The organism is Pseudomonas sp. IT-196MI5, from assembly GCF_949767415.1.
GTDB lineage: Bacteria > Pseudomonadota > Gammaproteobacteria > Pseudomonadales > Pseudomonadaceae > Aquipseudomonas.
Genome location: NZ_CATKPZ010000012.1, coordinates 15,283 through 37,358, shown reverse-complemented (window position 1 = coordinate 37,358; position 22,076 = coordinate 15,283). Strand labels below are relative to the sequence as shown.

The following is a 22,076-nucleotide window of genomic DNA, read 5'->3' as shown; positions in this document are numbered from 1 at the left end:
TCGTTTTCCAAAGAGGAACCGTCTTGAAACATTCCCTTACTACGGCCGGCGTTTTGGCCGTCGCCGCCATGCTTTGCGCGTGCAGCCCGGATCAGCCGTCCGTGCAGGCCCCACGACCGGTACGCACCGTTGAAATCAGCTACGACAATGCCCGCGAAAGCAGTCGCTATGTGGGCACCGTACAGTCACGGCATGAAGTCGATCAGGCCTTCCGCGTGGGCGGCAAGGTAGCCCAGCGCAAGGTCGATGTAGGTCAGTTTGTGCGCGAAGGCGACGTACTGGCTGTGCTGGACGACAGCGACTACCGCCTCGCTGAGCAAGCGTCGCAACAGCAGTGGGCAGTTGCCGTCGAGCAGACTCGTCAGGCCGATTCGGACCACCAACGCCTTACCGCGCTAAAGGCGGACGGCTCGGTCAGTGCGGCCGACGACGAGCGTGCAGATACCAATGCCCAGACCGCTCATGCGACCGCCGAGGCCGAGGCGCGAAAACTCGAGCTCGCGCGCAACCGGCTCAAGTACACCGTGCTGCGTGCCTCCCATAGCGGAGTTGTCACGGCTGTGCGCTTCGAGGCAGGCCAGCTCGTGGCGGAAGGCCAACCGGTGGTCTCGGTTGCGAATCCGGATGAATCCGAGATTGTCATCGACGTGCCCGAGAATCAGTTGTCCGTCTTCAAGGACGCGCAGTTCAAGGCTTCGCTGGCCAGTGCGCCAAACGAGACCTTCGATGTCACGCTGCGCGAGCTGTCGCCGCAGGCAGCGGCGCAGACGCGCACCTATCGTGCGCGGCTCAAGCCAATGCAGGCGCTGCCGCTGGGCGCCACCGCTACGGTAATGGCCAGACGCACGATGGCAAGTGTCTCGGTGGCGGCGGTGCCGGCGACGGCACTGACCCAAAACGGCGGCCAGCCGGCACTTTGGGTCGTCACACCGGTGGGCAAGGATCCGGTAGGCATCGTCGAACTGGAGCGTGTGGCAGTCTGGGCCTACCGCAACGACGAAGTGCTCGTCTCCGGGCCGCAGGCTGGTGCATTAGTCGTTACCGCCGGGATCCAGAAGATGACGTCCGGACTGAAGGTCGCGCTTCCCGGCGCGGCGAATGTTGACGCGAATACCACGCAGCAGGCCACCCGATGAACAATTTCAATCTCACCGACTGGGCGCTGCGCCATCGCGCCATCGTCCTGTTCATGCTCCTCATTGTCGCGGCGGCCGGCGCCTTCAGTTTCACCAGGCTCGGTCAGCTCGAAGATCCGAACTTTTCCGTGCCTTCCATGACCGCCATGGTCATCTGGCCGGGCGCCACCGCCCAGCAACTGCAGGACCAGGTCCTCAATCGTATGGAGAAGAAATTCGAGCAAATCGACAACTTCGAAAAGGTGGTCACCTACGCGCGGCAGGGCTACGCGGGCATGACGCTTACCGTGCGCGGCGGCACCTCCAAGGCTGACCAGCGAGAAGCCTGGTACCAGGCGCGCAAGAAACTCAACGACCTGAGCCTGGAGATGCCCGACGGCGTGATCGGCCCGATCCTGAACGACGAGTACGGCGACGTGTATGGCCTGATGTACGCGGTCAAGGGCGACGGCGTCGGCCACGCCGACCTGTCGGACGCGGCCGAGGACATCAAGCGCCAGATGCTGAAGGTGCCGATGGTCAAGAAAATCGATCTCATCGGCAAGCAGGCCAAGCGTGTCTACGTCGAGTTCTCGCACGAGCGCCTGGCAGCGCTGGGCATTACACCGCTGGCCATTGCCGAAAGCCTCAAGAGCCAGAACGCGATGTTGCCCGCAGGCCAGATCGACACCCGCGGCGACCGCGTCATGGTGCGCGTGAGTGGCCAATTCGCCAGCGAAGAGGCCATCCGCAATGTGCCCATCGCCGCGGGGGGCCGGCTGATCAAGCTCGGCGATATCGCGACCGTTACCCGTGGCTTTGAGGATCCGCCCACCTACACGGTCCGCCACAACGGCCAACCCGTGCTGATGCTCGGCATCACAATGACCAGCGACGGCAACATCGTGGACCTTGGCAAGGCGATGGACACGGCCGTCGCCAGGATCCAGTCGGAACTTGCGCACGGCGTGGAGCTGGAGTTCGTGGCCGACCAACCCACCACGGTAAAGGATGCTATCCACGACTTCGCACACGCGCTGATCGAGGCGCTGATCATCGTGATTGCGGTGAGCCTGGCCAGCCTGGGCTGGCGCGCCGGCCTCGTGGTCGCGGCCACAGTGCCGCTGGTGCTGGGCGGCGTGGCGCTGGTGATGTTGGCAATGGGCTGGAACCTCGAGCGCATCTCGCTCGGCTCACTGATTATCGCGCTTGGACTGCTGGTGGATGACGCCATCATCGCCATCGAGATGATGGTGGCGAAGATGGAGACCGGCATGGATCGCCTGAAGGCAGCCGCCTTCTCCTATCAGTCCACCGCCATGCCGCGCCTGACCGGTGCACTCATCACCGTCGTGGGCTTCCTGCCGATCGGCCTCTCGAAGTCCACCACCGGCGAGTACGCGGGCGGCATCTTCTGGATCGTCGGTGCCGCAGTGCTGTTCTCGTGGATCTGCTCCGGCCTCTTCACGCCGTACCTGGCGGTCAAGATGCTGCCCAACGACTTGGGCAAACACCAGCACGGTGATCTGCACGATACGAAGTTCTACCGCAGCCTGCGCCGCCTGATCGACGCCGCCATCGAGCGCCGCTGGGTGGTCATCGGTGCGACGGTTGGCGCCCTGGTACTTGCTCTGGCCTGTATCAAGCTGGTGCCACAGCAATTCTTCCCCAACAGTTCGCGTCCTGAACTGGTCATTGACCTGCGCGTCAAGGAAGGCGCCTCGTTCGCCGCGACGACCGAGCAAGTCAAGCACATGGAGGAGATCCTGGCGAAGGACGAAGACGTGCGTTTCTATACCGCCTACACCGGCGCCGGCGCACCGCGCTTCTATCTCTCGCTCAACCCCGAGCTGCCGAATCCGGGCTTTGCCCAGTTCGTCGTGATGACCAAGGATCTGGATGCACGCGAGCGAGTACGTGCGCGGCTGGTGGCCTCGGCTGACCAACAATTCCCACAGGCGTGGGTACGCGTGACCCGGCTCGAATTGGGGCCACCTGTCGGTTACCCGGTGCAGTTCCGCGTCGTAGGCCCCGATACCCAAGTGGTGCGCAGGATCGCCCGCGACGTGGAGAAGGTGGTTGCGTCCAACCAAAAGGTGCGTGATTTGCAGCTCGACTGGAACGACCCGGTGCGTACGCTGAAAGTGGAGCTCGATCAGGACAAGGCGAGCGCGCTCGGCCTTACACCGGCCGATGTGTCCTTGGCGACCCAGACCGTGATGAACGGCGCAACCCTGTCGCAGCTGCGTGAGCGCGAGGACCTGATCGACATCGTGGCCCGTGCCGTACCAGAGGAACGCTTGAACCTCGACACACTGAAAGACATCAACCTCTACACGCGCCAAGGCACCGTGGTGCCACTGTCGCAGGTCGCACAGGTGCGCTCTGAACTGGAAGAGCCAGTGCTGTGGCGCCGTAACCGCGACATGGCGATCACGGTGCGTGCCGACGTGAAGGATGGAGAACAGGGTGTATCGGTGACACAGGAGATCCAGCCGTTGCTCAAGGATATCGAAGCCAGGCTGCCGACCGGTTACCGCATCGATGTGGGCGGCGCGGTGGAGGAAAGTGACAAGGCGAACAAGGCGCTACTCGCAGTGGCCCCGTTGATGCTGATCACCATCCTGCTGTTACTCATGCTGCAACTGCAGAACTTCTCCCGCATGTGGATGGTGATGCTGACCGCACCGCTGGGCCTGATCGGTGTGGTGCCGGCTCTATTGGTGTTCCAGTCGCCACTGGGCTTCGTCGCGATCCTGGGCATCATCGCACTGGGCGGCATGATCATGCGCAACGCGGTGATCCTGATCGATCAGGTTCAGATCGAGATCGCCGAAGGGCGCGACCCGTGGAATGCGGTGCTGGATGCCGCCATTCACCGGGCCCGTCCGGTGATGCTGACGGCGCTGGCCACCGTGCTCGCCATGATCCCGCTAACACGCAGTGTGTTCTGGGGGCCGATGGCAATTGCGATCATGGGCGGCCTTACCGTGGCGACGCTGCTGACGATTTTCTTCGTCCCGGCGCTGTACGCTGCATGGTTCAAGGTCGGTCGCCAGACAGCCGCTGGCACCCTGCCGGTGAGCTCGCCATCGACATCAAGTGCCGCGACCGCTGTATGACGTTTTGTCAGTCAATCTGTATCTAACGTTCTCCCTTTGGCCGCCCTACTATCGTCCATGCCATCCAGGTGCATACCTCAGAGATCGCGAAAGCCGTTTTATACGGATTTAGCGCAGCTTCAATTCGTTATCTCTTCCTTCAGGAGTTACGCCATGCCCGAACTGTCCAACCTGCTTGCCTACGGCCTGATTTCACTCGGCATGGTGCTGACTCCCGGCCCGAACATGATCTATCTCATCTCGCGATCGATCTGCCAGGGGCGAATGGCCGGACTGATTTCCCTGGGTGGTGTGGCGTTGGGTTTCGTCGTTTATATGTTTTGCGCCGCATTGGGCATCACAGCCCTGGTCATGGCCGTTCCCTATGCGTATGACGCCCTGCGACTCGGCGGCGCGCTCTATCTGCTCTACCTGGCCTGGCAAGCGGTCAAGCCCGGCGGCCGTTCTCCGTTCCAGGTGCGCGACCTGCCCAAGGACAACCCGCGCAAGCTGTTTATGATGGGGTTTGTCACCAACCTGCTGAATCCCAAAGTCGCGGTCATGTATTTGTCGCTGCTGCCCCAGTTCATCGACCCCGCCGGCCACGGCAGCGTGCTGGCGCAATCCATCGTGCTTGGCTCTACGCAGATCGTCATCAGCGTAAGCGTCAACGCCCTGATTGCCGTCATGGCGGGCTCCATTGCGACATTCCTCGCACGCAAGCCCGTGTGGCAGACCGTGCAGCGCTGGCTGATGGGGACGGTCCTCGCGGGCCTGGCCATGCGCATGACCGTCGAAGGGTGACGCTGAACCGCATTGGACGCTAAACCGGGCTGTTTGCGGTTGGCGCATCGGTCGCGCTGGAAAAAGATCCGCACGGGTCAGCGAAAGCCCCCGCCGGATCGGGATGGGATGAGGCCGACTAAATCTGTATCACCTATGTCGACACCCGCCTGCGAAAGCAGCGTAGTAACCTGGCCACGGTGATGGGTCTGATGGTTGAAGAAATGCATCACCAGGCCGTAAAAGTCCTTGTCGGACACGGCACCCTTCATGCTGGCGTAATGGAGGGTGTGGTCCAGATCGGACTCTGTAATAGAGCTGGCCCATTCGACGATTATCTGATCAAGCCTCTCTCGATACACTGAGAGTTCTCGAATAGTAGAGAACAACGCCTGGTCAAGGTTTTTCGGATCAGAAAATCGCCTCACCGGCTCCAATGCCGAGTGGTTCGCTGGATGTTTGGCGAATCGCTTTAACCAAACAGTGTCACCGACTGCCACGTGGTTCAGCGTCCCGAGAATCGACCTGAAGAACGCTTTTCTATCAGCTGAGAGCTCATCATCGGACAAGCACCTGGCCGCTCCATAGATCTTTTCGTTCATCCATTTGTTATAGGTCGCCATCAGGCAGATATGGTCGGTACGGCTCATGTGCTCATCCTTTGAGTGGGAATTTGACAAGCGCTCCACGCTCACCGCAAACCCAGTCTATTGCACGGTGACCCGTACGCGGTAGAGATCGTTATTGCTCCGATACTCACGGGCCACCCCCCAAGAGGTAACCTCCGACATTTTCCATGGACAGGGCTTCGAGCAACACCTGCTCCAGGATGGCAAAAAAACATTTGATGTGGGCCTGCTTCAATGCCTGAGGCCGGGTCACCAGATAGACCTCCATATCTGGAAGGTGGAGATCGGGGAACAACCCGATCAGATCCTTCGCCAGTATACGGGGCAGTACGGCCACCCCCATACCTCGCCTCACCGATTCGAGCTGCACGGCGAACGAATTCACGCTGATCTGCGCGCGGTCCAGACCACCGGCCTTTGCCGCACGCATTTGCGGCAACATGTCCAGCGGGGGAAGCAAGGCAACATTGACCGCAGTGGCCGGGGTCACCCCTGGAAACCGCTTCAGATAACCTGCATCAGCGAAAACACCGTAGGCGAGCCGGCCTATGGGTCGATAAATCAGCGACGGCTCACCCAGATGAGCTGTACGTACAGCAATGTCTGCCACGCCGCGGACGATCTTGTGAAAGTCGGCTGTGACCATCAGCTCCACCGAGCAACGCGGGTGCAGAGAAGTGAAGCGATTCGCGGCCTCCAACACGCAAGACGAGAACCCCTCGCCTGCACTGACCAGGACACTGCCAGTCAGCTCTGTGTGTAGCTCGGATAGGCCGGCAGCGGTTTGACGCCTCAAGCCCGCTTCGGCCGCCAGGGCAACTTCCACGAGGGATTGGCCCCGCGAGGTCAACCAGCATCCTTCAACGCCCCGCTCGACGAGTGGCTCGCCCAGTGCGACCTCAAGTTGGGTCAGGCGGCGGGACACGGTAGACGCCGCGATACCCAGCAACTGGCCAGCTTGAAGGAAGCTGCCGCGCCGCGAGACTGCCAACAGCAGACGAAGATCGTCCCAATTTGCTTGCAACGCCATGCGTCCTGTCCTCCCTGGTCTGCATATGTGCAAATCCATTATGCAGTAGTCGCTGTTTTTCGGGGGAGGCCTCAAAGGTATATCTACAGACCCTCGACACGAATGGAATGGACTGTAATGACGACTGGCCCCAACGACTATGCGCAACGCGCCTCAAGAGCCTTCAATTGCCGTGATGTGGAGGCAATGCTTGCGTTGGTTTGCGAAGACTTCATCTACCTCGACGGCATGGGGATTCAAACCGGTCGCGACGCCATGCGCAAACGAGAGACTGCGCTGTTCGAAGCGTTCCCTGATGCCCAAGTGACCTTCACCCCATTCATGGTCGCTGACGATCTTTTGGCGCTGACTGCCTTACTGACCGGCACCTTCGCCGCACCCTTGGTGCTGCCAGGCCGGGTGATTGCACCCCATGGACGCCATATAACCGTGCACTACGCCGCACACTTCACCTTCAGAAACGGGCTGGCCATCCGTGAAGAGGTCTTCTTCGACAGTGCGGTGTTGATGCCGTCAGCCGAACAGGGTGAGGGTTGAGTCATGCGCAGCGCATTCGTTACTGGAGCAACCGGTTTGCTGGGCAACAACCTGGTGCGTGAATTGGTCGCTCGTGGCTACACGGTCAAAGGCCTGGTCCGCTCAAGAGCCAAAGGTGAACAGCAGTTCAACAATCTGCCGGGTGTGGAGCTGGTCGTGGGTGACATGGCCGATGTCGACGCATTCGCAGCATCGCTGCAAGGTTGCGATACGGTGTTTCACACCGCGGCGTTCTTTCGCGACAACTACAAGGGCGGCAGCCACTGGACAGAACTCGAAAAGATCAATGTGTCCGGTACGCGACGCCTGCTTAACCAGGCCTACCGCGCCGGTATACGACGGTTCGTCCATGCGTCTTCCATTGCCGTGCTCGACGGCGCACCTGGCTCGTCCATCGATGAGACATGTCTGCGGGCCGATGCCGACGCGGATGACTACTACCGCAGCAAGATCCTCGCCGACCGTGTCGTCTTGTCGTTCCTGGAAGCACATCCCGAGATGCATGCCTGCATGGTCCTGCCCGGTTGGATGTGGGGTCCTGCCGACATTGGCCCGACCTCCTCTGGACAATTGGTCAACGATGTCGTGAACGGCAAGTTGCCCGGGCTGATCCCTGGCACCTTCTCCGTTGTCGATGCCCGTGATGTGGCATGGGCGCTGATTGCTGCCGCCAAACAGGGCCGACGAGGTGAGCGCTATCTCGCGGCGGGCCGGCATATGACGATGCGTCAGCTGGTCCCTGTTCTAGGACGTATCGCTGGCGTAAAGACCCCCGTTCGACAATTACCGCTGCCCTTTCTATACACTTTGGCGGCTGTGCAGGAGATCTATGCGCGCCTGACCGGCAAGCCCATCCTGTTGAGCATGGCCACGTTGCGCCTGTTGATACGAGAGGAGGACCGCACCTGCTTCAACCACCGCAAGAGCGAGCAGGAGCTTGGCCTGAGTTTCCGGCCACTGGAGCTGACTATCACTGACACCGTGGCGTGGTACCGTGATCACGGCTGGTTTGCAAAGCACAGTGCGCGCGCCTCGAAGAAAAAAAGCTCATCGGTCACGGTCGACAACTGACTTTCGCCAACGGGATTACCGCCTGGTCCAAAAACCGATAATCTCGAGCCTCATTGTGCGGTTTTGTGCGGGTACGGGAGGCGTACCCTGAGTTCCCGAAACCGCATTTGCTGGTCATTTACCACACACCAGAACAAGGACGTCAATTTGTGAGCCGGGAAATAATCCTGATGCGTCACGGCCAGCCAAAACTGGCCACAACCGACAGAGTCTCAGCGCTCGAGATGAAAGACTGGATCGAGCAATACGACCGATCCGAAATTACCCACCACCCGGTCCCGCCTGCCAGCATGCAACTCGCCGCAACCGCCACGGTGGTTGTTTCAAGCAGCGCGCCTCGTGCGCTGACCTCCGTCCAGGCGCTCGGCCTGAAACCTGCGCTGGTAGACGCACTTTTCTGCGAAGCACAACTGCCTTGTGGTCATTGGAAACGGCCGCGGCTATCGCCGTTTACCTGGGCATTTATCCTTCGAGTCTTATGGCTGTGCGGTTACTCACGCAACGTCGAATCCGCCGGCACTGCGAGGATGCGCGCCAGTGTGGCAGCCAAACGATTGCACGTCCTTGCCAGCGATGGACCGGTTCTGCTGCTCGGTCACGGCTTCATGAATCGAATGATCGCCAATCAACTGGTAGCCGAAGGATGGGCTCGCCAAAAAGGTACTGGCAACCAGTATTGGAGTGCGACCGTGTTTCGGTACAGCGGTGTGTAAGAGGCGCCAACGGGTCGGCAGAGATGCCTGTTAAATGCAGCACTGCTTTCATCGTCATCCGGGTAAACCGTCTTGGCGATGCAACGGCAGATGGTCGGCGAACCTGGTCATCAAGACGTGGGCTAGCAGACCCGCTGTCGGCAGGCCTTTGTCGATGACGAGCACCGGTACCGGCTCGGGCCGAAGAAAAACTTAACGTCGTGTCCGGGATTAGTTGACCACTACAAGCAGGCTGGGTGAGACGCGGCTGAAGGCCAGGACTGTCTTTTTCATGACGCTTTATTTCACCAGTTTCAAGCTCAATTCGAATCGTGTTCTGACTTCAAGTAGGTCTTTGCCCACTCTCGGTAATTGTCCGAGAGTGTGTACTTTGAAAGCAGCTCTGGAAGGGATAGCTCTGCGCCTTTGAATCCGCTCTGCTCGCGCAATGCCTCGTAACTTGCTTTGATCGCAGCCAAAAATGGGGCATGCCCATTGACCACGATCCGCACATTGGCTGCGCTCAGCTTCTCAACATCGCTCAGTGCAGGGTTTCCATAATTAATCAGCATGATTGGCACTGAAAGATGCGAGGTGTGCGCCTCCAAGTGTTGGAAATCCTTTACTCCGACGAGGCAAATCGCGTCGGCTCCAGCTTTTTGATAGGCCTTGGTGCGTGCAACGGAATCTTCCAAAGTGGTAACGGCCACATTCGTCCTGGCGATGATGCTAAGTGCATCATCTGACCGGGCAAATCGTGCAGCGTAAATCTTGCTCGCGGCCTCCTCCATACTGATGAGCACGTTCGATTGCTCGTCGTACTTGGCCGGTAGGTGGGTGTCTTCTAGCGTAAGCGCGGCAACACCGGCCTTCTGCAGCTCGGTGACTGTTCGCATCACATTGAGCGCATTTCCGAATCCATGGTCAGCGTCCCCAATGATTGGGATTTGGCTGGCGCGACCAACCCTGGAAACTTGCTCTGCATATTCATCGAGAGTGAGCAGCGAGATGTCAGGGGCACCAAGCACTTGAAGCGAGGCGACGGATCCACCCTGGATAGCGACCTCAAAACCAAGGTCAGAAGCCATTCGAACGGAGATCGGATCGAACACGGATGCGGCAAATTTACAGACTGTTCCATGAAGCAAATCACCGAACGCCTTACGTAGTTCGTGATGGGATCGCTCAATCATTTTTTCGGCTCCATCGCAATTCAACTGAGAACTTCGCTTGAATGGTTCTATGTGAACGAGGCATCGAATAGCTACCGGTCATTGCGCCCTATCCGAAGAGGAATGACCGGGTAAGCGATGTTGATTACTTTTGCATTGCTAACGCTCTACGCTCCGCCTTTGCGTTTTTCATCGCGGCGATTTCACGCTCACAGGCTTCTACATCGAACGAGTTGTCCCACTTGGCAATGGCGATGGTGCCGATACCGTTGCCAATCAGGTTGGTAACTGCTCGCGCTTCATTGAGGAACCTGTCGATGCCCAAGAGCAGGACAAGGCCTACCAACGGAATGGAGTGGATGGTTGTAAGTGTTGCCGCAAGGGTTATGAACCCGGCACCCGCCACACCAGCCGAGCCTTTCGACGTCAGCAGGAAAACACCCAACAGAATCATCTGATCCATAAACGTCAGCGGCGTATTGGTTGCCTGTGCGATAAAAATCGCCGCCATGGTGAGGTAAATGCAGGTGCCATCCGCATTGAAGGTGTATCCAGTTGGCAGCACCATGCCAACCACCGACTTCTTGCAGCCCAGCTTTTCAAGTTTCACCATCATTCGCGGAAGCACAGCCTCAGTCGAGCAGGTTCCGAGCGTGATGAGAATCTCGTCCTTGAAGTACCGGAGAAACTGTAATAAAGGCATTCCTGACCATCGGGCAACCGTTCCAAGCACCACCACAATGAAGATCAGGGTGGTGACGTAGAGCGCAATCAGCAACTGGCCGAGCGACAGTAGCGTACCGATCCCGTACTTGCCGATAGTGAATGCCATACCGGCACCGGCACCAAGTGGAGCCAGCCGCATGACCATTGCCACGATTTTGAACAGCCCTTGCAGGAACAGGTCGATCGTATTGATCAGCGGTTTGCTGGTTTCCCCCATTTGAACCAGGGCAACCCCCATCAAGACCGAAAGCAGGATGACCTGGAGCATGACGCCATTCGAAAACGCGCCGACAAAAGTTTGAGGGATGATGTTCATGAAAAAATCGACGGTGCCACCCTGCTCACTGGCAGCTTGGCTGTACTTGGCGATGGCACTGCCATCCAGTGCGTCAACATTGATGTTCATCCCAACGCCTGGCTTTACGACGTTAACCACAACAAGGCCGATGACCAGGGCGATGGTTGAAAGAATCTCGAAGTAGAGCAGCGATTTAACGCCAATTCTCCCTACCTCTTTGATGCTGCCCATCTTGGCGATACCGACAACCACGGTGCCAAAAATAATAGGGGCCAACAGCATTTTGATGAGTCTGATAAAGCCGTCTGCAAAAGGTTGAAGCTTGGCTCCGAATTGCGGTTCGAAGTGACCAATCGCTGCACCGATTACGATACCGATCAGCACCTGCACATACAGCTGGCTGTACCAGCGGGTCTTGGAGATTTCCACGGAAGCACCTCATTTTATTTTTGTGATGGGCATGTGGCGTAACGTCAGTGGGTGACGCCTGATAACTGCGGCCTCTTGAAAAAGACCGCAGTTCGAGGGCTATCAGCCTTCGCCCAGCTCACGCATCACTGCGTACAAGGCTGACTTGGCTTCGAAGCCGACACCTGGAATATCCGGCAGACCGACATAGCCGTTTTCCACACGAATCCCGTCAGCGAAACCGCCGAAAGGCTGGAACACGTCCGGGTACGATTCGTTACCGCCCAGGTGCAGGCCCGCTGCGATATTCAGGGACATCTGGTGGCCACCATGCGGAACTACGCGGCGGGAAGACCAACCCATTTCTTCCATCACCTTCAGGGTACGCATGTACTCGACGAGTCCGTATGACAGGGCGCAGTCGAACTGAAGGTAATCGCGATCAGGGCGCATACCACCGTGGCGTAGCAGGTTACGAGCATCCTGATGGGAGAACAGGTTTTCACCAGTAGCCATGGGCAGTTCATAGTGGTTTGCAAGCTCAGCCTGCAGTTCATAGTCCAGCGGATCGCCAACTTCTTCGTACCAGAAGAGGTTGTACTTTTTGATGGCCTCAGCGTACGCAATACCTGTCTTCAGATCGAAGCGGCCATTGGCATCGACAGCCAGTCGACGACCATCACCGACCACTTCAAGTACCGCTTCGATGCGACGGATATCTTCGTCCAGAGGAACCGCACCGATCTTCATCTTGACGACGTCGTAGCCACGATCCAGATAGCTCTGCATTTCTGCTTTGAGCTTGGTCTGGTCTTTGCCAGGGTAGTAATAGCCCCCCGCGGCGTAGACCCAAACCTTGTCATCTGCCACGCCGCCACGGTAACGGTCGGCCAGCAGGCGATACAGGGGCTTGCCTTCAATCTTGGCAACGGCATCCCACACAGCCATGTCGATGGTGCCAACCGCGACTGACCGCTCGCCGTGGCCACCTGGTTTTTCGTTGGTCATCAGGGTTTTCCAGATGGCGAACGGATCCAGGTTGTTGTTCTCATGATCAACGAGTGTATCTGGATCAGCTTCCGTGATACGCGCCAGGAAGCGATCACGCATCAGAGCGCCTTGGCCATAGCGACCATTGGAGTTGAAACCGTAACCGATGACAGGTTTACCGTCGCGAATTACATCCGTGACGACAGCGACAACCGAGCAGGTCATTTTCGAAAAATCGATGTAGGCATTGGCGATTGGAGAAGCGATAGAGACGGTTTTTTCACGGATGTCTACGATACGCATGACGGGTTCCTCTTGTTGTTGGTGGCCCCCACGTTATGCTTTGCGATGACACCCGCCCAATGCTATTAATGCCGCGCCCTATGCACAGGAGGCATTGCCCTTGGAACTCGTCTGGCTTGAAGATTTTTCAGCGCTTGCGGAATACGGCAGCTTTGTTCGTGCCGCTGAAGCGCGCCACGTCACTCAGCCGGCCTTCAGCCGCAGAGTCCGTTCACTGGAGAATTGGATGGGCGTGGAGTTGTTTGTGCGAACGCCTCAGGGAGCAACTCTGACCGAGGCTGGAAGGCAGATTTTGCCCAGTGCTCAGGAGGCTGCACGACGCTTGTACAGGATGCGCACAGAGGCACAGGAGGTGGCTGGGATGGCCGCCAAAACGCTGCAATTCGCAGCCACCCACTCCCTGTCATTCACCTTCTTCCCGAGATGGCTGAGAAATACGGAAAATGGCGCCCCGATAGATGCTGTACGACTGCACTCAGATAGCATGGCTGTTTGTGAGCAGATGCTGATTCACGGCCAGGTTCAGTTCCTGCTTTGCCATCGCCATCCTGACGTCCCCCCCTTGCTAGCCCCTGATCAGTTCATTGGGAAGAAAGTTGGAGAGGATGTACTCGTGCCATTGGCGAGTGCCTCTGCCAATTTTGGTACCTCACCAGAAACACTGCCCTACTTGGCATACACCCACGAATCGGGTCTAGGCCGCATCGTCGCTCACCGACTCCACGGCAAGGAAGACTACCTTAACCTCAAGCCTCTTTTTAGTAGCCACCTTGCAGCAGTGCTGATGTCCATGGCCTTGGAAAGCAAGGGAGTTGCGTGGTTACCCAAAAGCCTGACAGAACAAGAAATGGCTGACGGTCGGCTTGTCAGGGCGCTCGACGAAAGCTGGGATATTCCCTTGGAGATTCATCTCACGCGTCCCACGGCCCCAATCAGCCCCTCTGCCGAAGAATTCTGGGCCAAGCTGGGCGACTAGATCCATTTGGCTGCCTCCAGTTTTCATTTACCAAAGGCGTTCTGGGGCCGAAGAAATTCCAATACGTCACGATTCGTGAAGTGTTTGATCACTGAATCGCCATTGTTTGAAGCTAGTAACCTGATTTCGCTCGTGGCCGCGAATCGACTAACCCAACGTGTTAAGGCACACCACCTTGGGTTGGGTCATTTCCTCGTAGGCAAAACGCACCCCTTCCCGGCCCAGGCTACCGTACTTGGAGCCGCCAAACGGCATCGCATCGAAGCGGTAGTCGGAGGAGTCGTTGATCATCACGCCCCCGGCTTCGATCCTCCGTGCGGCGCTCATCGCGGTTGCCAGATCATTGGTGAAGATCCCGGCATGCAGGCTGTATTCGGGTTCATTGGCCAACGCGATGGCTTCATCGAAGGTTTCGAAAAGCTGCAATACCACCACCGGAGCGAAGACCTCATTGCGCCAGAGTCGACTGGCGTGATCGACGTTTTCCAACACGGTGGCGGCGTAGCACGATCCTGCACGCCGATGGCCGCAGAGCAACGTGGCGCCCTCTTGCAAGGCCTCGTTCACCACTTGCTCGGCATTCTGCGCGGCTTGCGCAGTAATCATGGGGCCGATATCGGTGTCGGCCAGCAATGGATCGCCGACCACAAGCGCACGGGCCTGGCTGACGAATCGCTCTCGGAACGCTTCATATATCGACGCCTGAATCAGCAAACGCTGGGTGCCTACGCAGTTCTGCCCCGCCGCCCAAAAGGCTCCGGACACGCAACTCTCGACAGCGGCCTCAAGGTTGCAGTCGCCCATGACGATGACCGGCGCATTGCCGCCCAGGTCCATGGCGAGTTTCTTCAACCCGGCCGTGCGGGCGATCTGCTCTGCGGTGACGAAACCGCCGGTGAAGGAAATCATCCGCACCTCACGGGCGGCGACCAACGCCTTGCCCAGTTCCGCGCCGCCGGTGGCGACCGTGACCACGGATTCAGGCAAGCCTGCCGCGACCAGATAAGACACCAGTTTAATGGCCGACAAGGGCGCGAGCTCGGAGGGTTTGAGAATCACCGCGTTACCGCCCGCAATGGCCGGACCGAGTTTGTGCGCCACCAGGTTCAACGGATCGTTGTACGGCGTGATCGCAACGATCAGCCCCAGAGGCTCACGGGAAAACCAGCCCTGACGCGATTCGGAACCTTCATACGCGTCGAAAGGCACCACCTCCCCGGCATTGCGCCTGGCCTCCTCGGCCGACAGCTTGAGGGTGTTGACGCAGCGTTTGACCTCCTTTTCCGCCTGTTTGAGGGTCTTCCCCGCCTCGTCGACGATCAGCCTGGCAAACACGCCGGCATCACGTTCGATGTTGATTGCGGCTTGCTCAAGAATGCGAGCCCGACGATGACGCGCTAACGCCGCGCACGCTCGTGCACCACTGCGTCCCGTCTCCAACAACTGCGGAACTTGCGACGCACAGACATTCGTTACGCTACCGATGACGGAGCCGTCATAGGCGTTAAAGACTTCAATGGGCGGCTCTACGATATCCAGAACCAGGCGCGATAATTTCACAGGGTTTACTCCGGGTTGCGGGCAGTGGATTGATGGATGCTGATGATGTCCGAGAGCAGCGCAAACGCTGTTTCCGTACGCCCGGCTCCCGGCCCCGAAACCGTCACCGCACCGAGCAGTTCGGAAGTAAACGACACCGCGTTGGTCGCGCCACCGACACTGGCCAGCGGATGGTCGTTGTTCAACAGCCGCGGTTCGACACTGGCACTGATCGAGCCGTCGGCATGGCGCATCGCCGACCCGATCAGCTTCCAGCGAGCGCCGTCCTGTCGGGCTTTTTCGATGTCGCCAAGGCTGAGGGATGAAATGCCGCTGCACGTGACGTCGCTGACCGTCAGCTTTGCGTCCAGCAGTTCATTCGCCAGGATCACCACCTTGAGGCGTACGTCATGCCCCTCGACATCCGCTGTCGGATCGGCTTCGGCGTAACCCAGCGCCTGAGCCTTGCTGACTGCCTCGGCAAACCCCAGGCCGCTTTCCATGCTGGTGAGCACGAAGTTGGACGTGCCGTTGAGAATCCCTTCAAAACCGACAATGGAGCTGCCTGCCAGCGCCTGCCGGGCCAGGCGAATAACCGGCGTGCCGCTCATGACCGAGCCTTCGTATTCAAAGGCGACATGCTTGCGTCGAGCCAGTGCCTTGAGCTCGGCGCCGTGCAAGGCGATGGGGCCCTTGTTGGTGGTGACGACATGCCGGCCGCCCTCCAGCGCGCAACGGCAGAACGAAGTCGCCGGTTCACCGTCCACCGGGTTGGTAAACGTGGCTTCAACAATAATGTCCGCGCCGGAGTCCTTGATCACCGCTTCATTGAGGGCTGTGACGTCGCCACCCGGCAGTTGCGCCAATGCACCTTTGACTGCCGGCAATTGGGCGAGCGCATTGGCGTCCAGCCCTTCGCGGCCAATCACCGAACCGAGAAACAAGTCCGTCACACCGACGATTTTCAAGGTGAAACCCAGTTCGGTTTTCCACTGTTCGTTACGTTCGGCAATCAGCTGAGCCAATGCCCGGTTAACACCACCAAAGCCAACCAGCGCCAATTTGTATTCAGTCATTTTGTTATGCCCTTGATCCGGGTGATGGGTTGTTGGGCACTAGGTTAGGGCTGGGCACAGGGCAGTGAAATAGGCCAATTTGCTCTATTTTATGGGCGTTTTGACCAGTGTCAGGGCAGAGCTTCGGAATCGGGTAGGAGGCGGACTTACATCCGCCTACTCGATCCGCACCAATCTTGACCACCACATCCCCCTTGTGGGAGCGAGCCTGCTCGCGATAAACCGGAGAACGCCGCGGGGTGTCAGGCTTTCAGCGTTATCGTTGGCGACCATCGCGAGCAGGCTCGCTCCTACAGGTTATTGCGCGAGCTCGCGCCACCGATTTGGCCTTTGAACAGTGCCTGTTTAACGCCTGTCAGTGTTACTCGATGAAAGCTACAACGCCTTGCGTCGTTGCCTACAGGTACGCCAGAATCCGCCGGCTTGTGCGCCTTGGGGCCCCTCGGTAACTTGATTCGCGTCACTGATTCCCAGTGATCGGGTTTAGCAGCCCGTGGTGATTTGAAACGCATTTGCATTCCAGACAGTCAGGTCATTTCATGCCTGCACTTCATGGTAGCTGTGTGCAGGGCGCCTTCGGGCGCGCCGGTTTCAGGTCTCCCCGGTCTGCTAACCTGCGCACAGCTGCCACCCTTCGTTTAGCAGCGATTCGGTGACGGCTCCAAATTGTTGGAGACTGAAATATGTTCAAGGTCACACCAAACCCGCCAGACGCCGATCCCGCCTCGCCCTACGAAAGCCCCGATTCAAAAAAACTCAACGGGGCCGCCGAGCGTGCCCTCGCTTACCACTTCCCCTCGACCGCCGACATCAAAGCCACCCCTAGAACAATCAGCACGCTGTTTACCGTCGCCCCTGAAGTCACGACTGAAACCCTGATGGTCTATCTGGTCGAGACCCTGGCCTCGGTCGATGTGATGGTGCATCAACTGGTGGATCATCTGGAGGGTGGTGACCGCAATGCCCTGCTGGGCATTTCCAACAGCGTGATGCTCGCCGAAATCACCGCGAACCGCGTGCTCGATCAAATCGAACCGGTCGCATAAACCCGCAATACCACATACCCCTGTGGGATTGGCGGTCACTGAAGATCAAAACTGTAGGAGCGAGCCTGCTCGCGAAAGCGGTGGGGATATGGTTGCTTTTGCCCTGGCAACATTGGGATGAAACGGGTGAGAGTGCCATGCCTGACGCACGCATAAAAGCCAACACCGGTTGGCTTTTAGCGGTACGAAAAATGGGCTACACGACAGACGACAGCACAAAGGAGGTCACGGTATTTTCCACTCCGGGCAACGCGGCAATTTCAGTCCAGACCTTGTGCACCCGCTGCGGACTCGCAGCGCCCACTCGCAGCATCAAGTCGAATTCACCGCTCATGACATCGCACTGGATGACTTCCGGAATGGCCCGCAGCGCTTGCAGCACTTCCGCCCCCCGCATCCGGTCGTAGCGGTAGACGAAAATCACCGCGTTGATGTTCGAAGTGGCTTGTCGTCCCTCCCCCGTGCGTACCGTATACCCCTGTATGACCCCGTCGCGTTCAAGTCTTTCTATACGTTGGCGCACCGCATTGCGTGACAGATTGACCTTGGCTGCCAGCTCGGCATGTGCGGCCCTGGCATTGAGCTGTAGTTCCGCGATGATGTGTTCATCGAGGGGGTCCAGAATTCGCTTCACTTGGCCTCCTGTTGCCGCGCCCTCACAGCGCGTCGAGCAGCTCATGGATGGTATCGAGGTCGTCCGGTTGAATCCGGTAAACCTGCGCCTGTCCCTGCGTCGCGACCTCAGGTCGTGGTCCCGCCACACTGATGCCCAACTCGCCAAGCAGTGCCGCCGACTTGACCGGTGAGATTTCCCCCAGAGTCACCATTGGCGCCACCAGGCTTCGCCGATACAACCGGGCGGCCAGCACGCCGGTGGCCGTATGCGGGTCGATGACGTATCCCGTGTCGCGATACAGCGAGGTGATTTCCGTCAACGTCTGCTCATCACTGACCGCGTAGGAGTCGATGATCATCCGCGCCTGCAGCCAGAACTCGTTGGCGATGACCATCTCGCCGCTGGACTCGAACACCTCCATCAGCGCACACACCGCCTGGTCGTCATGCCCGTAGAGCTCCCAAAGGAAGCGTTCCAGATTGGAAAAGATCGACAGGTCCATGGCAGGCGAAAGCGTCTTGTTGGCCCGTGACCTGCTGTAGTGGTTCTTCTGAAACAGCTGATGCAACGCGTCGTTCCGGTTGGTCGCAACAATCATCTGGGTGATCGGCAGACCCATTTTTTGCGCGATGTAGCCGGCATACACCTGGGCAAAACTCGCCGCCGGCACACTGAAACCGATCGGACGTTGGCCACCCCCCAGTTGCAACACCGCGTGGAAGTAAAACACCAGTTGCGCCAACACACTGACCCAGTTACTCGAGTTGAAACTGATCGCCTCGTGCTGCGTATTCGGCCATTGTCGGAGCAGCCGGGTGACGATGGTCTGGCACTCGTCGAAGCTGCCATTCACTGCAAACTGATGAACCCTTGGGTGCGCCGCTGCTTGCAGATGCTGGAGTTGGTCCAGCGGTACGCCCTTCTCTGGGTAAAACACCACCACGCAGGTGTCCTCGCAGTGCTTGAACGCCTCGATGGCCGCCAGCCCCGTATCGCCGTTGGTGGCACCGATCACCACCCCGCGACGCCCGCGCTTGCGCAGAAAATACGGCACCAGCCGCGCCTGCAACTGCGCGGCAAAATCCTTCGAGGAGCGAGTCGGCCCGTGGAACAGTTCCAGCACCCACTCGTTACGATCGACCTGATGCAAGGGCGCCAGGGAACGATGGCGGAATTGACTGCCCGCCTCTTTGAGCAGGCGCTTGAGGTCTGTCTCGGGGATCGCCTCCCCCACGAACGGACTGATCACCCTGTAGGCCAGTTCGTCATAGGGCAAGGTCGACCAGTTGGCGATGTCCTGCGCTTCAAACAGTGGCAGTTCAAGCGGTACGAACAGCCCACCGTCCTCGGCAATGCCAGACAATACGACCTGTTCGAAGTCGACCTGCACGGCCGAATTTCGGGTACTCACATAACGCATGGTTGGCTCCGGCCATTCATTTGAAACGATGTGCCTGCTCGACCAGCCAGGTGGAAAACATCACCGCGTCGGGGTGTTGCTCGGCCCCGGAACCGCGCACAAGGTAAAAAGACTCGCTGGCTTCGATACGCTGGGTAAAGGGTTCGACCAACCGTCCGTCCTGAAGCATCTCCTCCACCATCGAGGACCGCGCCAGGGCGATCCCCTGCCCTAACTCGGCCATGCGCAACGTGGAGATCAATGTGTCGAACTGCATGCCGGTCGAGGAGTCAACGCTGTCCGCACCGACCATGTTCAACCAGTAACCCCAACCCTCTTCGTAACCCAGAACATGCAACAGCGGATGGTGCGACACGTCCGCCGGGACCGTCAGCGGCGACTTCGCCATCAGGTCCGGCGAGCAGACCGGGAACAACGTGTCCCAGGTCAGGCGCTGCGACACCAGGCCGGGCCATTGACCGTGGCCCCAGCGAATCTCCATGTCATCCTCCCCGTCCAGTTCCTTGACCCAGATATTGCTGATGTAGCGGATATCGACATGCGGATGCGCCTGGCTAAACCCCGCCAGCTTGGGCGCCAGCCAATGCACGAAGAACGCCAGGCTGCCACGCACCTTGATCGGCCGACGTTTGTGCTGGCCAAAAATCTCGTTGGTTCCCACTGCCAGTCGCGTGATCGCATCCTGCACCACCGGCAGATAAGCCTGGCCTTCCTCGGTCAGCCCCAAGCCACGGGGCAAGCGCTTGAACAGTGCCACTCCAAGATGGCTTTCCAGTTGGCGGATCTGCTGGCTGACTGCCCCCTGGGTCAAAAACAGCTCTTCGGCAGCATGGGTGAAGTTCAAACAGCGGGCAGACACCTCGAATGCCCGCAGCCAGTTCAATGGGGGTAGCGTCTTTTGCTTCATGGCTTGAACCTCTAGGACGCCCCCTCCACCGAGCACGCTTGCCCATCCCGGTCGACGCTGACTAGAACGCGTCGGACGGTTGTGCCAAGGGGGCAACCGACAAGCGTCGCTCGCGGCTTTTGCGGGTAATGTAATACACGAAATAGCACCAGGCGATGAAGGGCAATCCGAAGTACAACGCCACTCGCTGCTCCGGATCGAACGCAATCCCGACGCACGCCAGACTGCAGCAGACCAGCGCTCCCAACGGCACCCACGGATAACCCCGGACACGGAATTTCAAGTCGCGGATGTCACCGCCGTTGGCCACATAGTGACGGCGGAAAGCAATCTGGCTCGCAGCGATGCTCATCCAGACCACCACGACCGCCAATCCGGAGATCGACACCAGCGCCAGATAGATGGTGTCGGCGGCAAACACGCTGCTGAGCAACGAGGCAGCCCCACCCGCCATGCTGATGATAATCGCGTTGAGCGGCGTGCCCATGCGCGTCAGTGCCGAGAATCGCTTGGGCAGATGACCCTGGTCACTCAGCGTCCAGATCATCCGTGACGCGGCATACAAACCGGAGTTGGCGGCCGACAGCAAGGCACTGATGATCACGAAGTTCATGATGTCTGCCGAATAGGGAATCCCGATGTAGGTGAACACCGTCACGAATGGACTCTCTACCAGACCGGCCTGCTCACGGGGTAACAGCGTCGCCAGGACGAAAATGGTCCCCACGAAAAAGATCGCCAGGCGCAGCACCGTCGTGCGAATGGCACGCGGCACGTTGCGCTGCGGGTCCTTGGTTTCCCCTGCGGCAATACCGATCAACTCAGTACCGGAGAACGCAAAAGACACCGCCAGTAACGTCATGGCTATCGGCATGACGCCGGTAGGAAAAAGTCCTTCGCGAGTGAAGTTGCTCAACCCGATACTGTGGCTCTGATCGATGTGCAGCAGACCAAGAATCGCGCCACCGCCAATCATCAAAAACACGATGACGGTCACCACTTTAACCAGAGACAACCAGAACTCGGTCTCAGCGAACAAGCGCACCGAAATCACATTGGTCACAAACACCAAGCCGGCAAATAGCGCACTCCAGATCCATACCGGTGTATCCGGGAACCAACGCGCCATCAAGATACCGGCGGCGGTGAATTCAGAACCGATGGCCACCGTCCAGGTCAGCCAATACAGCCAAGCCACGGTATAGCCGGTACCAGGCCCCAGAAAGCGGGTGGCATATGTACTGAATGAACCGGTTTCCGGCATCTGTACCGCCAGTTCGCCCAGGCACATCATCACCATGTAAACCATGAGCGCGCCGATGATGTAAGCGATCACCGCCCCCAAGGGACCGGCCTGGTTGACCGTGTACCCGGACGTGAGAAACAGTCCGGTACCGATGACGCCGCCTAATGCCAACATGACAATATGCCGTGTCTGCATTTCCTGTTTAAAACCGGAACGCGAATGAAGTTGTTCTTCTTTTATGGACATGATTGTTCTCATGAAAGTTATTAGGGCGCGAATTAACGTCTGCGATGACTGACTGGGCAGAGAAAAAACAGATCGCCACTAAGTTTTATTATTATTCCACTTCATGAACGCCCCACTCACATCCTTGCAGTGAGGTTTAACGCTAACGC

At 58.6% G+C, this 22,076-nt stretch carries 19 protein-coding genes and 1 pseudogene; 8 read left to right on the top strand and 12 right to left on the bottom strand.

What is annotated here, in order from left to right; genetic code table 11:
* Positions 1–23: 23 nt before the first annotated feature.
* The 3 genes from ACM6IK_RS11130 to ACM6IK_RS11120 all read left to right on the top strand — a co-directional run bounded on the left by ACM6IK_RS11130 (position 24) and on the right by ACM6IK_RS11120 (position 5,020).
* Positions 24–1,136, top strand: coding sequence for an efflux RND transporter periplasmic adaptor subunit (locus ACM6IK_RS11130; protein ID WP_414874343.1), 1,113 nt, complete (start codon positions 24–26; stop codon positions 1,134–1,136).
* Positions 1,133–4,237 (top strand): efflux RND transporter permease subunit, encoded by a 3,105-nt coding sequence (locus tag ACM6IK_RS11125; protein WP_414874342.1) that lies wholly within the window; start codon positions 1,133–1,135, stop codon positions 4,235–4,237. Before ACM6IK_RS11130 ends, ACM6IK_RS11125 begins: the two co-directional genes overlap by 4 nt.
* 153 nt (positions 4,238–4,390) lie before the next feature.
* Positions 4,391–5,020 carry a LysE family translocator gene (locus ACM6IK_RS11120; protein ID WP_414874341.1) on the top strand — a complete coding sequence of 210 codons (630 nt, stop codon included), beginning with the start codon at positions 4,391–4,393 and terminating at the stop codon, positions 5,018–5,020.
* Positions 5,021–5,097: 77 nt separating this feature from the next.
* On the opposite strand, the gene ACM6IK_RS11115 is transcribed toward ACM6IK_RS11120, so the two are convergent.
* Both ACM6IK_RS11115 and ACM6IK_RS11110 read right to left on the bottom strand, forming a co-directional pair.
* The gene (locus ACM6IK_RS11115; protein ID WP_414874340.1) at positions 5,098–5,649 is read right to left on the bottom strand and encodes a DinB family protein; all 552 of its coding nucleotides are present in this window, start codon (positions 5,647–5,649) and stop codon (positions 5,098–5,100) included.
* A 106-nt stretch (positions 5,650–5,755) separates the two neighbouring features.
* Positions 5,756–6,658 carry a LysR family transcriptional regulator gene (locus tag ACM6IK_RS11110; RefSeq protein WP_414874339.1) on the bottom strand — a complete coding sequence of 301 codons (903 nt, stop codon included), beginning with the start codon at positions 6,656–6,658 and terminating at the stop codon, positions 5,756–5,758.
* 117 nt (positions 6,659–6,775) lie between these two features.
* Between ACM6IK_RS11110 and ACM6IK_RS11105 the strand changes: the two genes are divergently transcribed.
* The 3 genes from ACM6IK_RS11105 to ACM6IK_RS11095 all read left to right on the top strand — a co-directional run bounded on the left by ACM6IK_RS11105 (position 6,776) and on the right by ACM6IK_RS11095 (position 8,979).
* Positions 6,776–7,195, top strand: coding sequence for a nuclear transport factor 2 family protein (locus ACM6IK_RS11105; RefSeq protein WP_414874338.1), 420 nt, complete (start codon positions 6,776–6,778; stop codon positions 7,193–7,195).
* Between the two features lie 3 nt (positions 7,196–7,198).
* Complete coding sequence (locus ACM6IK_RS11100) at positions 7,199–8,266, top strand: SDR family oxidoreductase (RefSeq protein ID WP_414874337.1); 1,068 nt, start codon at positions 7,199–7,201, stop codon at positions 8,264–8,266.
* A 170-nt stretch (positions 8,267–8,436) separates the two neighbouring features.
* The gene (locus tag ACM6IK_RS11095) at positions 8,437–8,979 is read left to right on the top strand and encodes a histidine phosphatase family protein (RefSeq protein ID WP_414874391.1); all 543 of its coding nucleotides are present in this window, start codon (positions 8,437–8,439) and stop codon (positions 8,977–8,979) included.
* Positions 8,980–9,036: 57 nt separating this feature from the next.
* Here ACM6IK_RS11095 and ACM6IK_RS11090 read toward each other — a convergent pair.
* The 4 genes and pseudogenes from ACM6IK_RS11090 to ACM6IK_RS11075 form a co-directional block, all read right to left on the bottom strand.
* Positions 9,037–9,153 (bottom strand): annotated as a pseudogene (locus ACM6IK_RS11090) (IS66 family transposase); the annotation flags it as partial.
* Between the two features lie 125 nt (positions 9,154–9,278).
* Complete coding sequence (locus ACM6IK_RS11085) at positions 9,279–10,151, bottom strand: isocitrate lyase/PEP mutase family protein (RefSeq protein WP_095945802.1); 873 nt, start codon at positions 10,149–10,151, stop codon at positions 9,279–9,281.
* A gap of 124 nt (positions 10,152–10,275) precedes the next feature.
* A complete protein-coding gene (dctA, locus tag ACM6IK_RS11080) occupies positions 10,276–11,583 on the bottom strand; it encodes a C4-dicarboxylate transporter DctA (protein ID WP_095945803.1) in 1,308 nt (435 codons plus the stop codon).
* Between the two features lie 102 nt (positions 11,584–11,685).
* On the bottom strand, positions 11,686–12,855 hold the full coding sequence (locus ACM6IK_RS11075) for a mandelate racemase/muconate lactonizing enzyme family protein (protein WP_095945804.1): 1,170 nt from the start codon (positions 12,853–12,855) through the stop codon (positions 11,686–11,688).
* Between the two features lie 100 nt (positions 12,856–12,955).
* On the opposite strand from ACM6IK_RS11075, the gene ACM6IK_RS11070 reads away from it, so the two are divergent.
* A complete protein-coding gene (locus ACM6IK_RS11070) occupies positions 12,956–13,831 on the top strand; it encodes a LysR family transcriptional regulator (protein WP_095945805.1) in 876 nt (291 codons plus the stop codon).
* A gap of 147 nt (positions 13,832–13,978) precedes the next feature.
* On the opposite strand, the gene ACM6IK_RS11065 is transcribed toward ACM6IK_RS11070, so the two are convergent.
* Positions 13,979–15,391, bottom strand: coding sequence for an aldehyde dehydrogenase family protein (locus ACM6IK_RS11065; RefSeq protein WP_414874336.1), 1,413 nt, complete (start codon positions 15,389–15,391; stop codon positions 13,979–13,981).
* 5 nt (positions 15,392–15,396) lie between these two features.
* On the bottom strand, positions 15,397–16,446 hold the full coding sequence (locus ACM6IK_RS11060) for a homoserine dehydrogenase (protein ID WP_414874335.1): 1,050 nt from the start codon (positions 16,444–16,446) through the stop codon (positions 15,397–15,399).
* Between the two features lie 683 nt (positions 16,447–17,129).
* Between ACM6IK_RS11060 and ACM6IK_RS11055 the strand changes: the two genes are divergently transcribed.
* Positions 17,130–17,492, top strand: a complete 363-nt coding sequence (locus ACM6IK_RS11055; protein WP_414874334.1) for a DUF6124 family protein — start codon at positions 17,130–17,132, stop codon at positions 17,490–17,492.
* Positions 17,493–17,688: 196 nt separating this feature from the next.
* On the opposite strand, the gene ACM6IK_RS11050 is transcribed toward ACM6IK_RS11055, so the two are convergent.
* From ACM6IK_RS11050 to ACM6IK_RS11035, 4 genes are all read right to left on the bottom strand, one after another.
* Positions 17,689–18,126: an Lrp/AsnC family transcriptional regulator gene (locus ACM6IK_RS11050; protein WP_008003746.1), complete on the bottom strand. Its 438-nt coding sequence runs from the start codon at positions 18,124–18,126 to the stop codon at positions 17,689–17,691.
* A 22-nt stretch (positions 18,127–18,148) separates the two neighbouring features.
* Entirely contained in the window at positions 18,149–19,528 is a 1,380-nt protein-coding gene (thrC, locus tag ACM6IK_RS11045) for a threonine synthase (protein ID WP_414874333.1), read from the bottom strand.
* 16 nt (positions 19,529–19,544) lie between these two features.
* Positions 19,545–20,435, bottom strand: a complete 891-nt coding sequence (locus tag ACM6IK_RS11040) for a LysR substrate-binding domain-containing protein (protein WP_414874332.1) — start codon at positions 20,433–20,435, stop codon at positions 19,545–19,547.
* Between the two features lie 61 nt (positions 20,436–20,496).
* A complete protein-coding gene (locus ACM6IK_RS11035) occupies positions 20,497–21,927 on the bottom strand; it encodes an amino acid permease (protein ID WP_414874331.1) in 1,431 nt (476 codons plus the stop codon).
* Between the last annotated feature and the right edge of the window lie 149 nt (positions 21,928–22,076).

Coding starts and splice junctions, on each gene's coding strand:
- ACM6IK_RS11105 (WP_414874338.1), top strand. CDS start 6,776: ATGACGACTGGCCCCAACGACTATGCGCAACGCGCCTCAAGAGCCTTC.
- ACM6IK_RS11100 (WP_414874337.1), top strand. CDS start 7,199: ATGCGCAGCGCATTCGTTACTGGAGCAACCGGTTTGCTGGGCAACAAC.
- thrC (WP_414874333.1), bottom strand. CDS start 19,528: ATGCGTTATGTGAGTACCCGAAATTCGGCCGTGCAGGTCGACTTCGAA.
- ACM6IK_RS11075 (WP_095945804.1), bottom strand. CDS start 12,855: ATGCGTATCGTAGACATCCGTGAAAAAACCGTCTCTATCGCTTCTCCA.
- ACM6IK_RS11110 (WP_414874339.1), bottom strand. CDS start 6,658: ATGGCGTTGCAAGCAAATTGGGACGATCTTCGTCTGCTGTTGGCAGTC.
- ACM6IK_RS11085 (WP_095945802.1), bottom strand. CDS start 10,151: ATGATTGAGCGATCCCATCACGAACTACGTAAGGCGTTCGGTGATTTG.
- ACM6IK_RS11115 (WP_414874340.1), bottom strand. CDS start 5,649: ATGAGCCGTACCGACCATATCTGCCTGATGGCGACCTATAACAAATGG.
- ACM6IK_RS11055 (WP_414874334.1), top strand. CDS start 17,130: ATGTTCAAGGTCACACCAAACCCGCCAGACGCCGATCCCGCCTCGCCC.
- ACM6IK_RS11120 (WP_414874341.1), top strand. CDS start 4,391: ATGCCCGAACTGTCCAACCTGCTTGCCTACGGCCTGATTTCACTCGGC.
- ACM6IK_RS11035 (WP_414874331.1), bottom strand. CDS start 21,927: ATGTCCATAAAAGAAGAACAACTTCATTCGCGTTCCGGTTTTAAACAG.
- ACM6IK_RS11095 (WP_414874391.1), top strand. CDS start 8,437: ATGCGTCACGGCCAGCCAAAACTGGCCACAACCGACAGAGTCTCAGCG.
- ACM6IK_RS11040 (WP_414874332.1), bottom strand. CDS start 20,435: ATGAAGCAAAAGACGCTACCCCCATTGAACTGGCTGCGGGCATTCGAG.
- ACM6IK_RS11060 (WP_414874335.1), bottom strand. CDS start 16,446: ATGACTGAATACAAATTGGCGCTGGTTGGCTTTGGTGGTGTTAACCGG.
- ACM6IK_RS11125 (WP_414874342.1), top strand. CDS start 1,133: ATGAACAATTTCAATCTCACCGACTGGGCGCTGCGCCATCGCGCCATC.